Below are 14826 nucleotides of genomic sequence, written 5' to 3' on the forward strand. Positions count from 1 at the left end.
ACTTTCTAAACGGAATCGATTAACGGTTAGAATTTCTCTTGTTGCGGAACTGGCGACCGCCTTCGCGACGACCACCTTCGCGACGGCCGCTTTCTTTTTCTACGGTGAAGTTGGGTGCGAGGTCACGCTTTCCATAAACTTCGCCACGGCAGATCCAAACTTTGATACCGAGGATACCCACTTTGGTCAAAGCCTCAGCTTGGCAATAGTCGATGTCTGCACGGAAAGTGTGAAGGGGCGTACGACCCTCTTTGTACATTTCGCTACGTGCGATTTCGGCACCGTTCAAACGTCCGCTGATTTGCACTTTAATACCTTCGGCATTGCTGCGCATTGTGTTTTCGATGGCTTTTTTGATGGCACGGCGATAGGCGATTTTTCCTTCGATCTGGCGTGCAATGCTTTTGGCCACGATATTGGCGTCGAGATCGGGCTTTTTCACCTCGAAGATGTTGATTTGAACATCTTTGTTGGTGATTTTTTGGAGTTGGAGTTTGAGTTGCTCAACATCCTTACCTCCTTGTCCGATGATCATTCCCGGACGGCTGGTGCATACGGTAATGGTCACCAATTTGGGAGTACGCTCGATAACGATGCGAGAGATGTATTCGTAAACGCTGGTGAATTCCTTCTTATTGCCACGACCGGGCTTTTCGATGTAGCTTTTGAATCGTGCGTCGAGATATTGACGAATCTTGCTGTCTTCAAGAATATTTTCGCCGAAGTTAGAACCACCGAACCAGTTGGAGTCCCAACCGCGGATGATGCCAAGTCGGTTGGCGATAGGATTGATTTTTTGTCCCATTTCTTTTGTTTCTAATTAGTCGTTGGTTTCTTCTTTTGTTCCCACGAAGATGGTCACATGGTTGGAACGCTTGCGAATGCGGTATCCGCGACCCTGAGGTGCGGGACGCATGCGTTTGAGCGTGGCGCCTCCGTCTACGAAGATCTTTGTGATGAACAATTCGCCTTCTTCGGCTTTGCGATCATTCTTTTGTTCCCAGTTGGCAATTGCAGAGAGGAGCAATTTCTCAACGTTCTTGGCTGCTGCTTTCTTGCTGAAATGCAACGTTCCAAGAGCGCGATTCACCTCCATACCGCGCACCATGTCTACGACATAGCGCATTTTGCGGGGTGAAGAGGGGCAATCATTCAACTTTGCAAAATACTGGGTTTTGAGAGCCTCCTTGCGAGCCAAGGCGGCATTTCTTTTTCTTGCTCCCATTATTTAGATTGAGATTTTAGTTTGTAATGGATTGAGGTTTGAGGTAACACCTATGGCTTATTTTTTCTTGTTGCCACCATGGCCGCCGAACTTGCGGGTGGGTGCGAACTCACCGAGTTTGTGGCCAACCATGTTTTCTGTTACATAAACAGGGATGAACTTGTTACCATTGTGCACTGCGACGGTGTGTCCCACGAAGTCGGGGGAAATCATCGAAGCGCGGGCCCATGTCTTCACCACATTTTTCTTGCCGCTTTCGTTCATGGCAAGGATCTTCTTTTCGAGAGAAACTGCGATGTAGGGACCTTTTTTAAGAGAACGACTCATATTGCGATTCTTTTAGTGCTGTTATTTCTTACGTCTTTCGATAATGTACTTGTTGCTCTGCTTCTTGGGAGCTCTTGTTTTAAGACCCTTAGCATAGAGACCTGTACGAGAACGCGGATGTCCTCCGGACTGACGTCCCTCACCACCGCCCATGGGGTGATCTACGGGGTTCATGACCACACCGCGGTTGCGAGGCCGACGACCGAGCCAACGGCTGCGACCGGCCTTACCGCTTGATTCGAGAGCGTGATCAGAGTTGCCTACGCTACCGACAGTGGCCTTACATGCACTGAGAATCTGACGAGTTTCACCCGAAGGGAGTTTGATCACACAATATTTACCTTCGCGAGAAGTGAGCTGTGCAAAGTTACCGGCCGAACGAACGAGAAGTGCGCCTTGTCCGGGGCGAAGCTCGATATTGTGGATCACCGTACCCACGGGAATATTTTGAAGAGGAAGGGCGTTTCCGATTTCGGGAGCCGCTTCGGCACCGGAAAGGAGTTTGTCGCCAACCTTCAATCCATTGGGAGCGATGATATAACGCTTTTCACCGTCAGCATAGTAAAGAAGCGCGATACGAGCCGAACGGTTAGGGTCGTACTCGATGGTCTTTACCACTGCGGGAACACCGTCTTTCTCACGTTTGAAGTCGATGAAGCGATATTTACGCTTGTGGCCGCCGCCGAGATAACGCATGGTCATCTTTCCGTCGTTGTTGCGACCACCGCTGGCACGCTTACCGCTAACGAGAGATTTTTCCGGTACCGATGCAGTAATTTCTTCGAAAGTACCGATAGCTTTGTGTCTTTGCCCCGGTGTTGTGGGCTTAAATTTACGTACTGCCATTGTTGTTTTTAGATATTGCTATAGAAATCGATGGTCTCGCCTTCCTTCACGGTGACGATGGCCTTCTTGAAAGCGTTGGTACGACCACGGAGGAGACCAGCGCGTGTGTAGCGAGATTTGCTCTTACCTGCGTAAACCATAGTGTTAACGTCGGTAACAGTCACGCCGTAACGAGCCTCGACTTCAGCTTTGATCTGAAGCTTGTTGGCTTCGGGCTTCACGATAAAACCGAAACGATTCAGCTTTTCGGAAATGCCGTTCATCTTTTCAGAGATGAGAGGTTTGATAATGAATGCCATTACTTCGTTGTCTTGTTAATTGTGATTTACTTGGCGAGAACTTCCTCGATTTTTGCGATGGCGCTTTCCGTCACCACCATTACTCCGGCGTTCAACACGCCATAAGTATTCAGATCGGCAGCGGCGGCCACTTTTGCTTTGGGAAGATTGCGTCCGGAGAGGTAAACATTCTTGTCTACGCCGGGCATTACCACGAGGGCTTTCTTGTCGGCGAGATTCAGATTGCCGAGCATTTCGATGAAGCTCTTGGTTTTGGGAGCGTCAAAGGTAAAGTCTTCCACCACTACGAGAGCGTTTTCTTTCACCTTATAAGAGAGCGCGCTGCGACGTGCAAGTTGCTTCACTTTCTTATTGAGCTTAAAATCGTAGTCACGGGGTTTGGGACCGAACACGCGGGCACCACCTACCAAGATCGGAGAATTGATATCACCGCGACGAGCACCGCCGCCGCCTTTTTGACGTCCGAGCTTACGGGTAGAACCGCTCATTTCACTACGCTCCTTGGTCTTCGCCGTACCCTGACGTTGTGCTGCGAGATAGCGTTTCACATCAAGATAGATGGCATGATCATTGGGTTCAATACCGAAGACACTTTCATTGAGGGTTACCTTCTTACCGGTATCTTGACCCTTAATATTAAATACACTAACTTCCATGTCTTACTTTTCTACAATTACGATTGAACCATTGCAACCGGGAACACTACCCTTGATCAAGAGCAAATTGTGTTCGGGGATAACCTTTAACACTTTCAAGTTCTGAGTGGTAACGCGCTTGCCGCCCATTTGTCCACCCATGCGCAAGCCCTTGAATACCTTCGCAGGATAAGAGCATGCTCCAATCGAACCGGGTTTGCGAAGACGGTCGTCCTGACCGTGGGTCACTTGTCCGACACCACCAAAACCGTGACGTTTCACAACACCTTGAAAGCCTTTACCTTTGGAGGTTCCGGCAACGTCCACGTAGTCGTTTTCGCTAAACAATTCAACAGTAATGGCATCGCCAAGGTTGAGTTCTTGATCATAAACAAACTCAGCCAAGTGACGCTTGGGAGTAACGCCGGCCTTTTTGAAGTGTCCGAGAAGCGGAGCGGATGTATTTTTCTCCTTGGCATCTTGGAAACCTACTTGAACCGCGGCATATCCGTCATTCTCGACGGTTTTCACCTGAGTTACTACGCAAGGACCGCATTCGATAACTGTGCACGGCACGTTTTTGCCGTCGGCACTGAAAACGGAAGTCATCCCGATTTTCTTTCCTAATAATCCTGGCATTTGGAATTTATTGATTTTAAGAGTTTCGTAGCCCGTCGCAGACACTACTTTGACGGGGCGAATGGTTATTGATTAAATGCTAACGTTGTTGTATAACCGTTTGATTTTCACGGAAAAAATCCGCGGAAGAGCTTTTATCTCTTTCTTTTGCGTGTGCAAAGGTAAACATAAATCCCCACATACACAACACTAAACCCCTTAATTTTCAACGTTTTCAAAAAAAACTTGCCAGTTATCGCATTTTGCTTACCTCAGTTTGAAAACCGACCGCATGAGTTCCTCCGCATTCGGCTGCCGGTTTCCGAGAACGTCGGTCGCCGTCCGAAATGGACGGATGTGCTCATCGAAAAGCGCATCAAGACTTGCCGGCCGCCTGAATCAGAGCCGCTTCCAACGTGTTTTCGTCGGGAGCGTCGGCATCGTCGAAAGCGGCCGAAATAATGCCCTTGGCATCAATCACATAGGTACGCGGAATGCGCATGAGTGCAAACCGCTCATAAACCTTGCGATCGGTTTGTGCCGAATAGGGCAAAGAGAAACGCTGCTCACGCCAATATGCCTCCACCTCCGTTTCGGGCTGCGCACGACTGATGGGCACAAACTCCACATCGCGCAGTTCGGCAACGCCACCGCCGCGCACGCGCTCATAGAGGCGTTGCACACGGGGCAGATAGTTTCGACAATCTCCGCAGGCGGTATTGAAGAACACGATGACCGCCACGCGCCCTTTCAGCGACGCCGCCGAAATCGCGCGGCCGTCGTTCATCGTCACGGAAAACTCAGGCACGGCATCGCCCACGCGCACCACGTCGGGATTTTCTTTTTTGTCATCGGCGCAGGCAGCAAGAAAAAAGCAGAATGCCAGCGATGCCGAAATTTTGGTAAGGACAGACATTTTATCGGTTATTGATTGAACGGAAAACTGCACACGCCTTCCGACCACAAGACTGCGCCTCTTGCCCGGCCGGACAGTCGGGTGTTCGCGCGTGCGTGCATATAACTATTATAAGCCTCCTCTCCGGGCTTCCTCCAATGCTTCTTCCAAAGCCGCCCAATGTTCGGGCGTCATGTCGCGTGGCGTGAAGAGAGAAATGCCGCGGGCACCGGCTTTCAGCGATCCGAGCACGGCGGTGCGTATTTCCAAGGGCACAAGGCCGGAGTGTTCGGGATCGACGACGGAGGCTTTGTTTTTCCAATCGCGGCAAATGAAGAGGCCGCTGTAAATGGGGGCATCGCGATGCGCCACGGCTTTGACGGCCTCATCCGTCACCTCGCCCACCCATTCGGCCGGTTGGAGATAGAAATCATTGTAGTTCATCGGGAAGAAAGCATCGACGTTCCAATTTTGCCACTGTTGGCGCACCATCCATTCGGCATGGCTCGCCGGCCCCGGGAAGACGTCGGCACTCACTTTCTTGCCGCGTGCGTGTATGGCTTCGCAAATGGCATTGACGCACCGCGTGACGTTGTTGCAGCGGAACGTTGCCCAGTCTTTCACTTTGGAGGGGTCGGGCACGGTGCGAATATCCACGCCCGAAAGCCGTCGGAAATCGGCCACGCAACTGTCGCAGTAGCAATAGTCGGCCTTGGGGTATTCCTCATTCATGACCAGACCGTATTTATCCCACAAGCCGCGCGCGAGAATCACATCGGCGTAGCGGATGTAGTCGAGTTGCACGAAGTCCACTTCGGGAATGTCGGCAATGCGGCCGTATTGGTCGCACAGCCATGCCACGACTTTGGGGTTGTGAGGGTCGAGCGTGGTGTAGTAAGGCACGTAAACCGGTTTGTCGTAGGCACTCTCGCCAAGGCGATTGACGGTGTACCACGTCGAGTCCATTCCGCTCTGCGTGAGCGAGGGGATCCACGCATGATATTCGAGTCCGAGATTCTTGGCGATTTTCGCGGCGGTACGGTGTCTTTCAACGTCAAATCCGGCGTTGTAGCAAACGCCCGTCACGCCGTGGCTCTGCCATTCGCGGAAGTCGCGCTCCAAAGTGGCGGCGGTGGTGCTGTCGTCCCAACCCTGCCAGACATAGACGGGAATGCGCCGAAAGGAACAGGCCGAGAGCAGGGGCAGAAGGAGTAAGAAGAGTAAATGTTTCATGGTTTCGATTTTTCGATATGTTGAAGATGTCCTCTTTCGTCGAGAGTGGTGATGCGCCCCTCGGTGGGAGTGATGCGAATTTCAAATTTGGAACTCACGGCTTCCATTTCGATGCGCCCGCCCTCGCCCAAAGTGGCTCGATCGGCATCGGTCAACCCCAGCTGTTCGAGGGTGGCGGCAAAACGGCCGTGGGCGGCATGATAATCTTTTTGGGCATAAAACATCGCCCACGCCAAATTGTCGTCGGGCGAGATGATGCCGCCGGTACAATCGTCCAGATCTCGCTCAAAACTGACATAAGCCCACCGTTCGGGCATGTGTATGTCTATCCGCCCCGTGGGCGACCACACCCAGTTTTCTTCGGGGCCGCCGGCACGGAGCCACTGCACGCGCGAGAAATTGACGCGCCAATGCCCTTCTCCTTCGGTCAGCCCCTGCGTGTAGCCAAAGTTTTTGCGAAGCGCACGCACGGGAATGGCCATTTCGACCGTCCATCCGCGATCGGTGTCGGAGAAGCAATTAAGCGTACCCTCCACATGCACGGCGTGACGCAATCCCGAACAGTCCCAAGGCATGATGAACGAGCCTCCGCTGCGATAGGGGTGGGTCATCATCAGATCCATCATCGTATTGCGGGCATTGACTTCAAACTCATAGTAGTCTATTCCGTCGCCATCGGGATCGATGAACACCTCGAAGTCGTTTTCTTTCCAAATGATGGTGTCGCGCATCTGCAACCTCCCCACCACGTCGGGCTCTTCGAGCGTGGCAGCCACGTAGAAGTAGTCTGCGTCCCACAGCATCTGTGCCGTGGTCGCAAACTTCGGTTTCGGTTTGTTTCCGCCTTCAATGTCCTCAAAAGGTTCCGTGTGTGGCGCGCGCTGCCAATCGGGTTCGTCGAGGCGGCCGTCGATGACGATTTCGCCCGTCCTTTTCAGACAGGAATAACTCTTCGGCCGCGCGAGGAGAGAAGCATAGCGTTCGACGAGAGGGCGCGGCTCCGCGGCAACCGCCTCTTTTTGTCCCCAAGCGGAAAGCAACGAGGACGAGGCTAAGAGCAGGAATACGAGCGGTCTGTACATATATATATTATATAAGGTGTGGAGCAAAAGAGACTATCTTTGAAAAAACGGCATCTGCCAACAAGGGGACGGCAGAAACCGGGCGGTCAGTTGGACGTGATCACCTTGCCCTCGCCCCGATACAGCCGACAGGGTCCGTCGAGCAAGACGGCAACGACGGTGATGTTTTCGTCGAGCACGCTGTCGGGCACGTCGATGTAGAGATTTCCGGGCAGGTCGTTCCAATAGTTTTTGTTGTGCACCTTGTAGCGGAGCATTGCACCGTTGCCCACAACCCACACACGATGCACCTTGTTGAGCAATCCTTTCACTTCGATTGCGCCGTTGGGGCGATAGGGGAGATAGAGATAGAGCACATCGCCGGCGGCATTGAGAGTGGAATATCCCTGAAAATGCTCGGCCGGGATGCCGGCACGCGTGGCATAGACGGCTTCGGCGTGCTTCTTGTTCCAGCGGCCGAAGGTGCGGAGAATTTCCACCTGCTCTTCGGGCAGCGTGCCGTCGGCCTTGGGGGCGATGTCGAGCAGGAGGTTGCCCCCGTTCGAGAGGCAGTCCACATAGGTGCGGAGGAGCATTTGCGGCGTTTTGTAGTTGGTGTCGTTGTGCTGATACCCCCACGAATCGTTCATGGTCATGCAGAGCTCCCAATACTTGTCTTTCGGTCTCACCACGGGCACGCCCTGTTCGGGCGTGGCATAGTCGCCATGTCCCTGAATGCGACTGTTGATGACGGTGGAGGGGGCATATTTACGCAGCAGCCGCACAATGTCGGCACTGCCCCACGCTTCGGCCGTTTGTTCCCAATCGCCGTCGAACCACCACAGGTCGGGACGATAGGCGCGCGAGAGTTCTTCGAGTTGGGCGAAGTTGAAACGCCGAAACCGCTCCCAACGTTCGGGCTCGTCTTTGAGGGCATAGCGCGAGCGGGTGCGCGTAAAGTTGGGATAATCGGGGTGCGACCAGTCGAGGAGCGAATAGTAGAGCCCCAACCGGAGATTCGGCCGCCGGCGCACCTCTTCGACGAAGGGGGTGAGCACATCGCGCGCGGCAGGCGTGTTTTTGACCGTGCTGAGCGTTCCGGCCTTTGTGTTCCACAGCGCGAGGCCGTCGTGGTGTTTGGTGGTGAGCACGGTGTAGCGTGCACCGCTCTCTTCGATCAGATCCACCCACGCCTTCGGGTCATAGCGTTCGGCGGTGAAGCCGGCACACTGCGCCATATATTCGTCGTAGGGGAGATAGTTGTTGTGAAACGACCAACTCTCGCTCACCCCCCTCACGGCATAAATGCCCCAGTGAATGAAGATGCCGAGTTTGGCTTGCGCAAACCAAGCCATTCGTTCCGCCTTCTGCTCGGCGGTTTCGGCGACGACGGGAGTCTGTGCCCCCATTCGGTCATACGAAAAAAGGACGAAAAAAAGAAGAAAAAGTAACTTTTTCATAATTAGAGAAAAGGTTGAGATGCTGACGGCAAGCACGGGCAGAAACGCCTCGCAACACATCGCCGAAAGCCGTTGTCGGCAAATATATAAAAAAAAATGAAAACCACACGTCTTTTCTTCTTTTTTTTGCCGTTCAACCGCCCCTCCCCTTCCACCGACGCCCCGACCTCCCGAAACGGTGGGAAGAGCGGCCGCCTCCGAACGGCAAGGTGCAAACACGGCACAGGAAGCCGACAAAACTACATAACGAGTAGAATTTTCTAAGTAACGAGTAGGAAATTCTAAGTAACGAGTAGATTTTTCCACAAGGCCGACACGTTTGCCCCCTGCCGTTCCTCTCCCTGCTCCGCCCCTTTCCCAACGGCCGACACCGCGAAAGGCGGCAGAGAAAAAAGAGGAAAGGCACGCCGCTTTGGAAATAAATACGTATTTTTGCATTCTCATCTTGCCCGAATATACCCCGACGCGAGATGCGACCGACAACGAAACCTCCCCTCTTCTCATGCAAGCCAAAGAACTTCAAGCCGTCAAACAGCGATATGGCGTCGTAGGCAACTGCGACGCCCTCAATCGTGCGCTCGAAATCGCCCTCAAAGTGGCGCGTGTGGATCTGTCGGTGCTCATTCAGGGAGAAAACGGCGTGGGCAAGGAAATTCTGCCGCGCATCATTCACGAAGCCGGGGCGCGCAAAAACAAAAAATATCTCGCCCTCAACTGCGGAGCCATCCCCGAAGGCACCATCGACTCCGAACTCTTCGGACACGTCAAAGGGGCATTCACCGGAAGTGTGGACAGCCGAGAGGGCTACTTCTCGGCCGCCGACGGCGGAACCCTCTTTCTCGACGAGGTGGGCGAACTGCCGCTGCAAACACAAGTGCGCCTCCTCCGCGTGCTCGAAACAGGCGAATTCATTCCCGTAGGGTCGAGCGAGGTGAAACGCACCGACGTGCGCATCGTGGCGGCCACCAACGTAGACATGCAGAGAGCCATACGCGAAGGACGCTTCCGCGAAGACCTCTACTATCGCCTCGCCGCCATCGCCATCAACATGCCACCGCTGCGCGAGCGAGGCACCGACATCGACATTCTCTTCCGAAAGTTTGCCCTCGAAATGAGCGAGCGCTATCGCATGCCGCCCGTCAGGCTCAACGAAGAGGCGCGACAAATGCTCCTCGACTACCCGTGGCCGGGCAACGTGCGACAACTCAAAAACGTGGCCGAGAGCATGTCCGTCACTTCCGACGAGCGCGACATCACGCCCGACATCCTCGCACGATTCATCCCCGCAGATCCGCAACACACGCAACTCGTGGTCGGCAACGCCACACACCACACACCCGCCATCGCCGCCGGAACAAACTGGGAACAGGAACGCGACATCCTCGCACAAATGATCACCGTGTTGCGCCACGAAGTCGAAAAACTGCGAAGCGACGTCGAACAACTCAAAAAAGACCAACGCAATGCCACCATAGACAACACCGCAGCCGCGCCCTCACTCCTGCCCTACCGCCATGCAAGCCGAACGGCGGTCGAAGAAGTGGACGAGGCCGAAGAGGTGGCCTTCGAAGAGTGGAGCACACCCCGCACCGCAACAACGCCCGCCGCCACCGAAGAACCCATCCGCACGAAAGACGACGTGGAGAAAGAACTCATCCGCCAAGCCCTCGTGCGCTGCGGAGGACACCGCAAGCAAGCCGCCGAACAAATCGGCATCTCGGAACGCACACTCTATCGGAAAATCAAAGAATACGACCTCGAAGACCTCTGACCCACGCACGACACCCACCGCCCACAAAATGACCCGCCACAACCCACCCGAAATTCGCCCCGACAGCCGTTCCGCCCGATGGCACACCACCCTCCTCGGCTGCCTGACGGCCGCCACACTACTGCTGCTCACCGCATGCAGCATCAGCTACAAATTCACGGGCACCAACATCAACTACGACATCATCAAAACCCTCCAAATCGACAACATCCCCAACCGCGCACCCTATGGCTGGGCACCCATGGAGGCCATGCTCAACAACCGCCTGCAAGACCTCTATGCCAACCAAACACGACTGCGCATGGTCAAAAGAGGCGGCGACATGCACATCTCCGGAGAAATCGTGGGCTACGATCAGTTCAACAAATCCGTTTCGGCCGACGGATTCTCCTCACAAGTGCAACTGCGGATGACGGTAAACATCCGCTTTGAAAACAAAAAGGCCAACCAACGATGGGAACGACAATTCTCCTCCACCGCCCCCTACGACGCCAAACTCCAACTCTCGGCCGTGCAAGAAACCATCGTCACCGAAATGGTGCGCGACATTGCCGACCAAATCTTCAACGCCACCGTAGCAGACTGGTAGACCTACCCAACAGAACGATTATGGAAATAGCACACCTCATCCGACACCCCGAAGAGCTCAACTCCGACACCCTCTACGAGTTGCGCCGCATCGTGGCCACCTGCCCCTACTTTCATGCCGCCCGACTGCTGTTTCTCAAAAACCTCTTTCTCCTACACGACCCCACTTTCGACCAAGAACTGCGCCGAGCCGCCATACACCTGCCCAACCGACGACTCCTCTTCGACATGGTACACGGCGACAGATACACCATTGTCGCAACTCCCCAGAACACCGCCCCTCCCCCCACAGCCTCCGCCGAAAACAACGACCGGACAGCAACACTCATCGACAGCTTCCTACACACCTCGACCGCACCCGAAGGAAAATCGCCCAAGGTCGTATGCGCCGACCCGTCGAGCGACTACATGACCTACCTCTTCCAAACCCGAAAACTTACACTGCCGCCCAGCGACGACACTCCCCTCACCGACAACAACGCCGACGAAACACCGACGACGGAGAGAACAACATCGCTCATCAACTCCTTCATCGGACAACGCCAAGAGCGCATCGTTCTCAAACCCACCTCGTTCGCAAAATCCGACGAAGAAGAAAACACCGCCGAAAGCGAAGACGCACGCCCCGACGAGTCTTATTTCACCGAGACACTCGCCAAAATTTACATCCAACAAGGCAGATATGAGCGCGCCATAGAAATTATGACCAAGCTACACTTGAATAATCCGAAAAAAAGTATTTACTTTGCAGATCAAATGCGCTTCTTGCAAAAATTAGCTATCAACAACAAACACAAATCATAAATCAAATGTACACTCTCTTTGTAATTTTGGCCGTCGTGACAGCCATTTTGCTTGCTCTCGTGGTGCTCGTTCAAGAATCGAAAGGCGGCGGTTTGGCCTCCAACGTTTCCGGTGCCAACTCCGTATTGGGCGTTCGCAAAACCACCGACTTCATCGAAAAAGCCACTTGGACGCTCGCCGGTGCGCTCGTGCTGTTCAGCGTAGCCACCAGCTTTTTTGACAACCAAGAAGTAGTCGATCCCTCAGAAGTGGTGACCAACATGTCGGCACCCGCACCCCTTGCACCCACCGCGCCCGCCACACCAGCCAAGGCACCTGCCCCCGCAACTCCCGCCAAATAAGCAACACGCGAACGCAAACCCAAAACCCAAAAACTCCCTTTAAGTGTTTCGGACACTTAAAGGGAGTTTTTGCATGCCTGCTCCCCTCACGACAACACACGCCAACACACAGACACCGCCCACAACAACACGACACGAAAAAGCGTCAGAAAACACATTCGCCGATATAAATCTAAAAAACCTTCTCTATTTACAAAATAAGTCCTAAATTTACGCCACAAAATACAAAGGAATATGCAGTCCCTTTTCATCACGCTTCCATTCGTCGTTTGCACACTTTGCTTCATCACCTTTGCGCTCTATTGGCGCAAGGCCAACCCCGCACAACATATTCTCACTTTCTTTTTCTTCATAGCTTCCACGCTCTATTGGGGACATGCCGTTTATTTCAGCCACACGATGAGCATCTTTCCCGTCAGCGACAGCATTTACGCCTTTGCCACCACCGCCGTCTATCCCATATTCTATCTCTACCTCCGCCGCCTCACACATCCCGGAACAATGAGTTGGCGTTGGTGGCTCATTCTCCTCCCCGCCCTTACGATAGGAGTTTGGGCAGCCCTCCTCTACACCATCGCCCCCACCAATCCCGCCATCCACCACGGCCGATACTTGGCCATGAAAATCATAGGCATCGCGCAGATCATTGCCGTATGCACCTTGGGCTTGCACCACCTCCGCTCCTTCGACCGACAAGTGGCCAACTACTATGCCGACACCGATCAGAGAAACGTTCGCAAACTCCGTCTGCTGCTCCTTTTCTTCGTCTTGACAAGCATCGGCTCGGCCATACTCACCCACTTGGGGCGCGAGAGCTTCAACCAGTCTCTCTTCATCATTCCGGCCATAGTATTCAGCACGTTGCTCTTCTCCATAGCACACGTGGGCTACAATCAAAATTTCGACGCCGACCGCCTGCAAGCCGAATTCGAAAACGCCGACCGCAACGCGTTCCAAGAGGCAGAAGCTGAATCCCCCGAAGCTCTGATTGCCGTTTCGGCATCAAACAAGCAAACCCTACCCGACACCAGCCCGACACCCGAAAACGACGGCAACGAAAACAGCGACGAACTCCTGTTGCACCTGAAAAGGCTCATGGAGCACGAACAACTCTTCCTCCGCCCCAACCTCCTCCTCTCCGACATCACCCGACGCCTCTGCACCAACCGCACCCGCCTCTCGGCACTCATCAACCGACACTTCGGCATGGCCTTTTCCGACTACATCAACCAATTGCGCATCCGGCACGCCATTACGCTGCTCAACGATGAAAACAACACCCTCTCCATTCGCGAAATCGGAGAACACTGCGGATTTGGAACGGAAGCCTCCTTTCACCGAAATTTCAAAAAAATCACGGGGCAAACCCCGGCCGGCCTCCGAAAACGAACAAAAAGCAGAGAATAAGGCATGAAATGGACGATATAATAGTAAAATATTGACGAAATAATAGCCCCTTCCCTTAACTATATATATACATTTGCGGTAACTCTTCTCCCTCTATCGCCAAGCGGCGGTCTATCATCAGGGAAAGAGCTACCGCTTTTGTTGTCTTTCGGGTGAAACACAGATAGCGGTATCGCATTTACTAACCTTTAATCGCTTTTACACCATGAAGACATTTAGACATCTACTCTGCTTGTGTCTTCTCTTATTTCCCTTGGCGGGAAAAGCGCAATGGCAACCCGTCCAAGAGCAAGAAGACAACAACACACCGGAGCACGCACAGCTCATCTCCAATATGAGCCGTGTCACGGGAGAATTAGGGAAAACCTTAGGACAAGAACGAGATGCCTACGATTACTACAAAATCGTACTCGAAGACGACGGAAAAGTAGAGTTGGCATGGAGCTTGCCCGCCACTCAGGCACACTATTGGATCGAACTGTTTGAAGCCAAAGACGGTTTGGGAAATCTACGAGGTGGCAAACACATCAAGAGCGAAGAAACCCAAAGCGCAGTAACCCACACATTCTCTTGCGACGGATTGGCCAAAGGAACTTATTATGTGCGGTTGTATATGCAACAAAAGTTTGGAGGATATACCTTAGACTACAAACACGTTCCCCCCTCACTCACCAATGACCCGGAACCCAACGATAAGCCCGAAACGGCCGTAAAGCTCAACAGCGGAAAACAAGTGTCGGGAAGATTGGGATACAGATATCATGACTACACCGACAAATACGACCACTACAAAATCGTACTCGAAGACGACGGAAAAGTAGAGTTGGCATGGAGCTTGACCGCCACTCAGGCACACTATTGGATCGAACTATATGAAGACAAAGACGGTTTGGGGAGCCAACGAGGAAGTAAACACATCAGTGCCGAAGAAACCAAAAACGCAGCCATCCACACATTCTCTTGCGACGGATTGGCCAAAGGCACTTATTATGTGCGGCTGTATATGCAACAAAACTTTGGAGGATATACCTTAGACTACAAACACGTCCCCTCTACCTTCAAAAATGATGCGGAATCCAACGATAAGCCCGAAAAGGCCGTGCTGCTCAACAGCGGAAAACAAGTGTCGGGAAGATTGGGATACAGCTATCATGGATACACCGACCAACACGACTACTACAAAGTCGTACTCGAAGACGACGGAAAAGTAGAGTTTGCATGGAGCCTGCCCGCCACTCAGGCACACTATTGGATCGAACTGTTTGAAGCCAAAGACGGTTTGGGAAGCCAACGAGGAAGTAAACACATCAGTGCCG

Annotated in this window: 17 protein-coding genes; 6 read left to right on the forward strand and 11 right to left on the reverse strand. The window is 53.2% G+C overall.

Going from position 1 to position 14826, the window contains the following annotated elements:
• Positions 1-19 precede the first annotated feature (19 nt).
• From rpsC to EII14_RS03125, 11 genes are all read right to left on the reverse strand, one after another.
• Positions 20-805 (reverse strand): 30S ribosomal protein S3, encoded by a 786-nt coding sequence (gene rpsC / locus EII14_RS03075; RefSeq protein WP_124931102.1) that lies wholly within the window; start codon positions 803-805, stop codon positions 20-22.
• Between the two features lie 15 nt (positions 806-820).
• Positions 821-1225 carry a 50S ribosomal protein L22 gene (gene rplV / locus EII14_RS03080; RefSeq protein ID WP_124931103.1) on the reverse strand — a complete coding sequence of 135 codons (405 nt, stop codon included), beginning with the start codon at positions 1223-1225 and terminating at the stop codon, positions 821-823.
• A 57-nt stretch (positions 1226-1282) separates the two neighbouring features.
• Entirely contained in the window at positions 1283-1552 is a 270-nt protein-coding gene (gene rpsS, locus EII14_RS03085) for a 30S ribosomal protein S19 (protein WP_124931104.1), read from the reverse strand.
• A gap of 21 nt (positions 1553-1573) precedes the next feature.
• The gene (rplB, locus tag EII14_RS03090; RefSeq protein WP_124931105.1) at positions 1574-2398 is read right to left on the reverse strand and encodes a 50S ribosomal protein L2; all 825 of its coding nucleotides are present in this window, start codon (positions 2396-2398) and stop codon (positions 1574-1576) included.
• 8 nt (positions 2399-2406) lie between these two features.
• Positions 2407-2697 carry a 50S ribosomal protein L23 gene (rplW, locus tag EII14_RS03095; protein ID WP_124931106.1) on the reverse strand — a complete coding sequence of 97 codons (291 nt, stop codon included), beginning with the start codon at positions 2695-2697 and terminating at the stop codon, positions 2407-2409.
• Positions 2698-2723: 26 nt separating this feature from the next.
• Positions 2724-3353, reverse strand: coding sequence for a 50S ribosomal protein L4 (gene rplD / locus EII14_RS03100; RefSeq protein ID WP_124931107.1), 630 nt, complete (start codon positions 3351-3353; stop codon positions 2724-2726).
• 3 nt (positions 3354-3356) lie between these two features.
• Positions 3357-3971: a 50S ribosomal protein L3 gene (rplC, locus tag EII14_RS03105; protein WP_124931108.1), complete on the reverse strand. Its 615-nt coding sequence runs from the start codon at positions 3969-3971 to the stop codon at positions 3357-3359.
• 355 nt (positions 3972-4326) lie between these two features.
• The gene (locus EII14_RS03110) at positions 4327-4866 is read right to left on the reverse strand and encodes a TlpA disulfide reductase family protein (RefSeq protein WP_124931109.1); all 540 of its coding nucleotides are present in this window, start codon (positions 4864-4866) and stop codon (positions 4327-4329) included.
• 108 nt (positions 4867-4974) lie between these two features.
• On the reverse strand, positions 4975-6078 hold the full coding sequence (locus EII14_RS03115; protein ID WP_124931110.1) for a hypothetical protein: 1104 nt from the start codon (positions 6076-6078) through the stop codon (positions 4975-4977).
• Positions 6075-7160, reverse strand: a complete 1086-nt coding sequence (locus EII14_RS03120; RefSeq protein WP_124931111.1) for a carbohydrate-binding family 9-like protein — start codon at positions 7158-7160, stop codon at positions 6075-6077. Before EII14_RS03120 ends, EII14_RS03115 begins: the two co-directional genes overlap by 4 nt.
• An 86-nt stretch (positions 7161-7246) precedes the next feature.
• Positions 7247-8599, reverse strand: a complete 1353-nt coding sequence (locus tag EII14_RS03125) for an alpha-L-fucosidase (protein ID WP_124931112.1) — start codon at positions 8597-8599, stop codon at positions 7247-7249.
• A gap of 96 nt (positions 8600-8695) precedes the next feature.
• On the opposite strand from EII14_RS03125, the gene EII14_RS09275 reads away from it, so the two are divergent.
• The 6 genes from EII14_RS09275 to EII14_RS03150 all read left to right on the forward strand — a co-directional run bounded on the left by EII14_RS09275 (position 8696) and on the right by EII14_RS03150 (position 13510).
• Entirely contained in the window at positions 8696-8863 is a 168-nt protein-coding gene (locus tag EII14_RS09275; RefSeq protein WP_158608304.1) for a hypothetical protein, read from the forward strand.
• 238 nt (positions 8864-9101) lie between these two features.
• The gene (locus EII14_RS03130; protein WP_124931120.1) at positions 9102-10370 is read left to right on the forward strand and encodes a sigma-54-dependent Fis family transcriptional regulator; all 1269 of its coding nucleotides are present in this window, start codon (positions 9102-9104) and stop codon (positions 10368-10370) included.
• A 28-nt stretch (positions 10371-10398) separates the two neighbouring features.
• Positions 10399-10959, forward strand: coding sequence for an LptE family protein (locus tag EII14_RS03135; protein WP_124931113.1), 561 nt, complete (start codon positions 10399-10401; stop codon positions 10957-10959).
• A 20-nt stretch (positions 10960-10979) separates the two neighbouring features.
• Complete coding sequence (locus EII14_RS03140; RefSeq protein WP_124931114.1) at positions 10980-11762, forward strand: tetratricopeptide repeat protein; 783 nt, start codon at positions 10980-10982, stop codon at positions 11760-11762.
• A 5-nt stretch (positions 11763-11767) separates the two neighbouring features.
• Positions 11768-12103: a preprotein translocase subunit SecG gene (gene secG / locus EII14_RS03145; RefSeq protein ID WP_124931115.1), complete on the forward strand. Its 336-nt coding sequence runs from the start codon at positions 11768-11770 to the stop codon at positions 12101-12103.
• A gap of 234 nt (positions 12104-12337) precedes the next feature.
• Complete coding sequence (locus tag EII14_RS03150; protein WP_124931116.1) at positions 12338-13510, forward strand: helix-turn-helix domain-containing protein; 1173 nt, start codon at positions 12338-12340, stop codon at positions 13508-13510.
• Positions 13511-14826 lie beyond the last annotated feature (1316 nt).

Origin of the sequence: Alloprevotella sp. OH1205_COT-284 (genome assembly GCF_003859795.1) — a bacterium.
Taxonomy (GTDB): Bacteria; Bacteroidota; Bacteroidia; order Bacteroidales; family Bacteroidaceae; genus Alloprevotella.